At 63.3% G+C, this 5588-nt stretch carries 5 protein-coding genes and 1 pseudogene; 5 read left to right on the top strand and 1 reads right to left on the bottom strand.

All coding sequences use genetic code 11. The annotated features are described in order from the left end of the window. Positions 1 to 33: 33 nt before the first annotated feature. Positions 34 to 315: a transcriptional regulator gene (locus tag EN781_RS24170; RefSeq protein ID WP_127400392.1), complete on the bottom strand. Its 282-nt coding sequence runs from the start codon at positions 313 to 315 to the stop codon at positions 34 to 36. Positions 316 to 789: 474 nt separating this feature from the next. On the opposite strand from EN781_RS24170, the gene rpsL reads away from it, so the two are divergent. The 5 genes and pseudogenes from rpsL to EN781_RS24145 all read left to right on the top strand — a co-directional run. Continuing rightward, complete coding sequence (gene rpsL / locus EN781_RS24165; protein ID WP_006202128.1) at positions 790 to 1161, top strand: 30S ribosomal protein S12; 372 nt, start codon at positions 790 to 792, stop codon at positions 1159 to 1161. A 64-nt stretch (positions 1162 to 1225) separates the two neighbouring features. Continuing rightward, complete coding sequence (gene rpsG / locus EN781_RS24160; RefSeq protein ID WP_126054431.1) at positions 1226 to 1696, top strand: 30S ribosomal protein S7; 471 nt, start codon at positions 1226 to 1228, stop codon at positions 1694 to 1696. A 29-nt stretch (positions 1697 to 1725) separates the two neighbouring features. After that, a complete protein-coding gene (fusA, locus tag EN781_RS24155) occupies positions 1726 to 3816 on the top strand; it encodes an elongation factor G (RefSeq protein ID WP_126054432.1) in 2091 nt (696 codons plus the stop codon). A 65-nt stretch (positions 3817 to 3881) separates the two neighbouring features. After that, a complete protein-coding gene (gene tuf, locus EN781_RS24150; protein WP_095805843.1) occupies positions 3882 to 5057 on the top strand; it encodes an elongation factor Tu in 1176 nt (391 codons plus the stop codon). Positions 5058 to 5292: 235 nt separating this feature from the next. Continuing rightward, positions 5293 to 5588: pseudogene (locus EN781_RS24145) on the top strand (hypothetical protein); the annotation flags it as partial.

Below are 5588 nucleotides of genomic sequence, written 5' to 3'. Positions count from 1 at the left end.
GGGAAGGGACGACGGGCAAGCCGGCGCCGATCGTCAGATCGGCTCGTCGAACGTGATGATCGACACTTCGCCTGCGAGCGCGCCCTGGTAGGCCGACAGATGCGGCTCGTCATCGGGCGCGCGGTCCATGTCGCCGATCTGGTCGAGTTCGGCCTCGGCATAGCCTTCCGCGGCGAGCGAATCGAGCGCCTTGCGCACCGCCGAATCGTCGTCGGGCGCCACAAGCATCACATGGACGCCTTCCGGCTTGCCGCCTTTCTTCTTCCAGACACGGCCGGTGATGATGGTGACCGGGCGTTCCTCATTGTCGTTCACGGGCTGATTCCTCTCGGCAAAGGGCGGGGCAAGGGCATTTCTGCGGCTCGTGCCGCCTTTTGGCATGAAGCATGGGCCGGCGACAGCCAAAAGCCGGTCACTTTCTTCCTCGCCCTTGCAAAAAGACGCAAGAAAATTACATGCGTTTTTCGCATGGCTGCCAAGCCCCGGTTCGCGCGCAATATTTGCCAGCGCGGGGTTGACGGTTCGAAGGGTTGCGAGTAGAAGCCGCCCAGTCAGAACCGATGTGAGGCTTTCCTTTTCGAGGCGACACGCCTTGGAGTTTGCCTCAAACAGGGTTCGTTTTACGAGCGAAAAGACATTTCCGGCGCGCATGAAGCGGTTTCCGCTTCCTCTGCAATTTGTTCGGGCAAGACCGCGAGGCGCGGTGTGTTGCCCGAATTTGCGTATGGAAACGACGCTTTGAGCGGCCCTGACCGGGCAAGACACGGAATTGAGAGACAAGAGGGTTTAATGCCTACCGTCAACCAGCTGATCCGCAAGCCGCGCCTGGCGCCGGTGAAGCGCAACAAGGTCCCGGCCATGCAGCAGAACCCGCAGAAGCGGGGCGTCTGCACGCGCGTCTACACCACGACGCCGAAGAAGCCGAACTCGGCGCTGCGCAAGGTGGCCAAGATCCGCCTGACCAATGGTTTCGAGGTGATCGGCTACATCCCGGGCGAAGGCCACAACCTGCAGGAACACTCCGTGGTCATGATCCGCGGCGGCCGCGTCAAGGACCTTCCGGGTGTGCGCTACCACATCATCCGCGGCGTGCTCGATACCCAGGGCGTCAAGAACCGCAAGCAGCGCCGTTCGAAATACGGTGCCAAGCGTCCGAAGTAAGGTTTTCCGGCTTCGGCGCTTTTTTTGACTGCGCCGGGCCATGAGAGATTGAGAGACAAAAGCCATGTCCCGTCGTCACAGTGCAGAAAAGCGTGAGATCAATCCGGACCCGAAGTTCGGCGACCTGATCGTCACCAAGTTCATGAACGCCGTCATGTATGACGGCAAGAAGTCGGTTGCCGAGACCATCGTCTACGGCGCGCTGGACCAGGTCCAGGCCAAGACCAAGCAGGAGCCGGTCACCGTCTTCCATCAGGCGCTCGACAATGTCGCGCCGCATGTGGAAGTGCGCTCGCGCCGCGTCGGCGGCGCCACCTACCAGGTTCCGGTCGACGTGCGCCCCGAGCGCCGCCAGGCACTGGCCATCCGCTGGCTGATCACCGCGGCGCGCAATCGCAACGAGACCACCATGATCGACCGCCTCTCGGGCGAGCTGATGGACGCGGCCAACAACCGTGGCACGGCCGTGAAGAAGCGTGAAGACACCCACAAGATGGCAGAAGCCAACCGCGCCTTCGCGCACTACCGCTGGTAAAGCGCGAACGAGACTGAGAGGCACCTACCATGGCCCGCGAATACAAAATCGAAGACTACCGCAATTTCGGTATCATGGCGCATATCGACGCCGGCAAGACGACGACGACCGAGCGCGTCCTGTACTACACGGGCAAGTCGCACAAGATCGGCGAAGTCCATGACGGCGCTGCCACCATGGACTGGATGGAGCAGGAGCAGGAGCGCGGCATCACCATCACGTCCGCCGCGACCACGACCTTCTGGAAGGGCCGTGACGGCAAGATGCACCGCTTCAACATCATCGACACTCCCGGACACGTCGACTTCACCATCGAGGTCGAGCGTTCGCTGCGCGTGCTCGACGGCGCCATCGCGCTGCTCGACGCCAATGCCGGTGTCGAGCCGCAGACGGAGACCGTCTGGCGCCAGGCCGACAAGTACCACGTGCCGCGCATGATCTTCTGCAACAAGATGGACAAGATCGGCGCCGACTTCTACCGCTCGGTCGAGATGATCGGCTCGCGCCTCGGCGCGCAGGCCGTCGTCATGCAGCTGCCGATCGGCGCCGAGACCGAGTTCAAGGGCGTCGTCGATCTCGTCGAGATGAACGCGCTGGTCTGGCGCGACGAGACGCTGGGCGCCGCCTGGGACGTCGTCGAGATCCCGGCCGACCTCAAGGCTCGCGCCGAGGAATACCGCGAGAAGATGATCGAAGCCGCCGTCGAGATGGACGAGACCGCGCTCGAGAACTACCTCGAAGGCAAGATGCCGTCGAACGACGAGATCCGCGCGCTGATCCGCAAGGGCACCATCGCGGTCAAGTTCTTCCCGATGTTCTGTGGCTCGGCCTTCAAGAACAAGGGCGTGCAGCCGCTGCTCGACGCCGTCGTCGAATACCTGCCGTCGCCGGCCGACGTTCCCGCCATCAAGGGCGTCGATGCCAAGACCGACGCCGAGATCGAGCGTCACGCGGACGACAACGAGCCGCTGTCGATGCTGGCCTTCAAGATCATGAACGACCCGTTCGTCGGCTCGCTCACCTTCGCCCGCATCTATTCGGGCAAGCTCGCCAAGGGCGTCTCGCTCGACAACACCGTGAAGGGCAAGAAGGAGCGCATCGGCCGCATGCTGCAGATGCATGCGAATTCGCGCGCCGACATCGAAGAGGCTTACGCCGGCGACATCGTCGCTCTGGCCGGCCTCAAGGACACCACCACCGGCGACACGCTCTGCGATCCGCTGCACCCGGTCATCCTCGAGCGCATGGAATTCCCCGATCCGGTCATCCAGATCGCCATCGAGCCGAAGACCAAGAACGACCAGGAGAAGATGGGCCTTGCCCTGCATCGCCTGGCGGCTGAGGATCCGTCCTTCCGCGTCAAGACCGACGAGGAAAGCGGCCAGACCATCATCGCCGGCATGGGCGAGTTGCACCTCGACATCATCGTCGACCGTATGCGTCGCGAGTTCAAGGTCGAAGCCAATATCGGCGCGCCGCAGGTGGCCTATCGCGAGACGATCACCCGCACGCATGAGCAGGACTACACGCACAAGAAGCAGACGGGCGGTACCGGTCAGTTCGCCCGCGTCAAGATCCTGTTTGAGCCGGACCAGGAAGGCGGCGACTTCAAGTTCGAGTCGAAGATCGTCGGCGGCGCGGTGCCGAAGGAATACGTCCCCGGCGTCGAGAAGGGCATCAACAGCGTGCTGTCGTCCGGTCCGTTCGCTGGCTTCCCGATGATCGGCGTCAAGGCGACGCTCATCGACGGTGCCTTCCACGACGTCGACTCCTCGGTGCTCGCCTTCGAAATCGCCGGCCGCGCCTGCTTCCGTGAAGCTGCGCCGAAGCTCGGCGTGCAGTTGCTCGAGCCGATCATGAAGGTCGAGGTCGTGACGCCGGAAGACTACGTCGGCAGCGTCATCGGCGACCTCAACGGCCGCCGTGGCCAGATCCAGGGCCAGGAAGCGCGCGGCGTGGCCGTCGTCATCAATGCGATGGTGCCGCTCGCCAACATGTTCAAGTACGTCGACAATCTGCGTTCGATGTCGCAGGGCCGCGCCCAGTACACGATGCAGTTCGACCACTACGAGCCGGTTCCGACCGCGGTCGCCCAGGAAGTCCAGAAGAAATACGCGTAACTCGAGCGGGTTGCACGAGACCTTAATTCAAGCCCCGCACGGGCAAGCAGGAATGGAGACATCACATGGCAAAAGGTAAATTCGAGCGCACCAAGCCGCATGTGAACATTGGCACGATCGGCCACGTCGATCATGGCAAGACGTCGCTGACGGCGGCGATCACGAAGTATTTTGGCGAATACAAGCGCTATGACCAGATCGACGCGGCGCCGGAAGAGAAGGCGCGCGGCATCACCATTTCGACGGCGCACGTCGAATACGAGACGGCCAACCGCCACTATGCCCACGTCGACTGCCCCGGCCACGCCGACTATGTGAAGAACATGATCACCGGCGCGGCGCAGATGGACGGCGCGATCCTGGTCGTTTCGGCCGCCGACGGCCCGATGCCGCAGACGCGCGAGCACATCCTGCTCGCCCGCCAGGTCGGCGTGCCGTCGATCGTGGTGTTCCTGAACAAGGTCGACCAGGTCGACGACGCCGAGCTGCTTGAGCTGGTCGAGCTCGAGGTTCGCGAGCTCCTGACCAAGAACGAGTTCCCCGGCGACGACATTCCGATCGTCAAGGGCTCGGCGCTGGCGGCGCTTGAGGACTCCAACAAGACCATCGGCGAGGACGCGATCCGCGAGCTGATGGCGCAGGTCGACGCCTACATCCCGACGCCGGTGCGTCCGCTGGACAAGCCGTTCCTGATGCCGATCGAGGACGTGTTCTCGATCTCGGGCCGCGGCACGGTTGTGACCGGCCGCGTCGAGCGCGGCGTGGTCAAGGTCGGCGAGGAACTGGAGATCGTCGGCATCCGTCCGACGACCAAGACGACCTGTACGGGCGTCGAGATGTTCCGCAAGCTGCTCGACCAGGGCCAGGCCGGCGACAACATCGGCGCGCTGCTGCGCGGCGTCGACCGTGAGGGCGTCGAGCGCGGCCAGGTTCTGGCCAAGCCGGGTTCGGTGAAGCCGCACAAGAAGTTCGTGGCCGAAGCCTACATCCTGACCAAGGACGAGGGCGGCCGCCACACGCCGTTCTTCACCAACTACCGTCCGCAGTTCTACTTCCGCACCACTGACGTGACCGGCATCGTGACGCTGCCGGCCGGCACCGAGATGGTGATGCCTGGCGACAACATCACGGTCGACGTCGAGCTGATCGTGCCGATCGCCATGGAAGAGAAGCTGCGCTTCGCCATCCGTGAAGGCGGCCGCACCGTCGGTGCCGGCATCGTCGTCACCATCAAAGAATAATCGATTCGGCATTCGCTGGTTCGATAAGAAAAGGGCGGTCTTCGGGCCGCCCTTTTTCGTTTTCGCCTGTGCGAATTGCTATAGTTTACCGAGCTGACTCAAGCCTGTTGCAAGCTTCGGCGCCGCAACTAGTATAGGTTGCATCAAGGGGCTTACGGACGTGGTTGCAGGGCGCCGTTCAACGGGACAGGCATGGTGGGCACTGGGGCTGGTCTGCCTGGTGCTGCTGCTTGCAATGGCCAATTGCAGCCTTGCTGCTGGCGCGAAAGAGTCCGATCGCGGTCCGCCGATGCGCTTCGTCGTCGTGCGCAGCAACGCAGTAGGGTGCGAACCCAACTGTCCCGAGTGGATTTCGGCGGAAGGCACGATCGAAGCTGGCACGCCGGCGCTGCTCAAGCGCATGCTCAAGCGGCTTGGCGGGCGAAAACTGCCGATCGTGGTGGATTCTCCCGGCGGCAATGTCGACGCGGCGCTGACGCTCGGCCGGCTGATCCGCAGGAGCGGGCTGGATATCGCCGTCGGTAAGACCTG

Source organism: Mesorhizobium sp. M4A.F.Ca.ET.090.04.2.1 (assembly GCF_003999085.1).
In the GTDB taxonomy this organism is placed as follows: domain Bacteria; phylum Pseudomonadota; class Alphaproteobacteria; order Rhizobiales; family Rhizobiaceae; genus Mesorhizobium.
Note: the sequence above shows the minus strand (reverse complement) of the source record. Positions and strands in the feature narration are given on the sequence as shown.

Coding starts and splice junctions, on each gene's coding strand:
- rpsG (WP_126054431.1), top strand. CDS start 1,226: ATGTCCCGTCGTCACAGTGCAGAAAAGCGTGAGATCAATCCGGACCCG.
- tuf (WP_095805843.1), top strand. CDS start 3,882: ATGGCAAAAGGTAAATTCGAGCGCACCAAGCCGCATGTGAACATTGGC.
- rpsL (WP_006202128.1), top strand. CDS start 790: ATGCCTACCGTCAACCAGCTGATCCGCAAGCCGCGCCTGGCGCCGGTG.
- fusA (WP_126054432.1), top strand. CDS start 1,726: ATGGCCCGCGAATACAAAATCGAAGACTACCGCAATTTCGGTATCATG.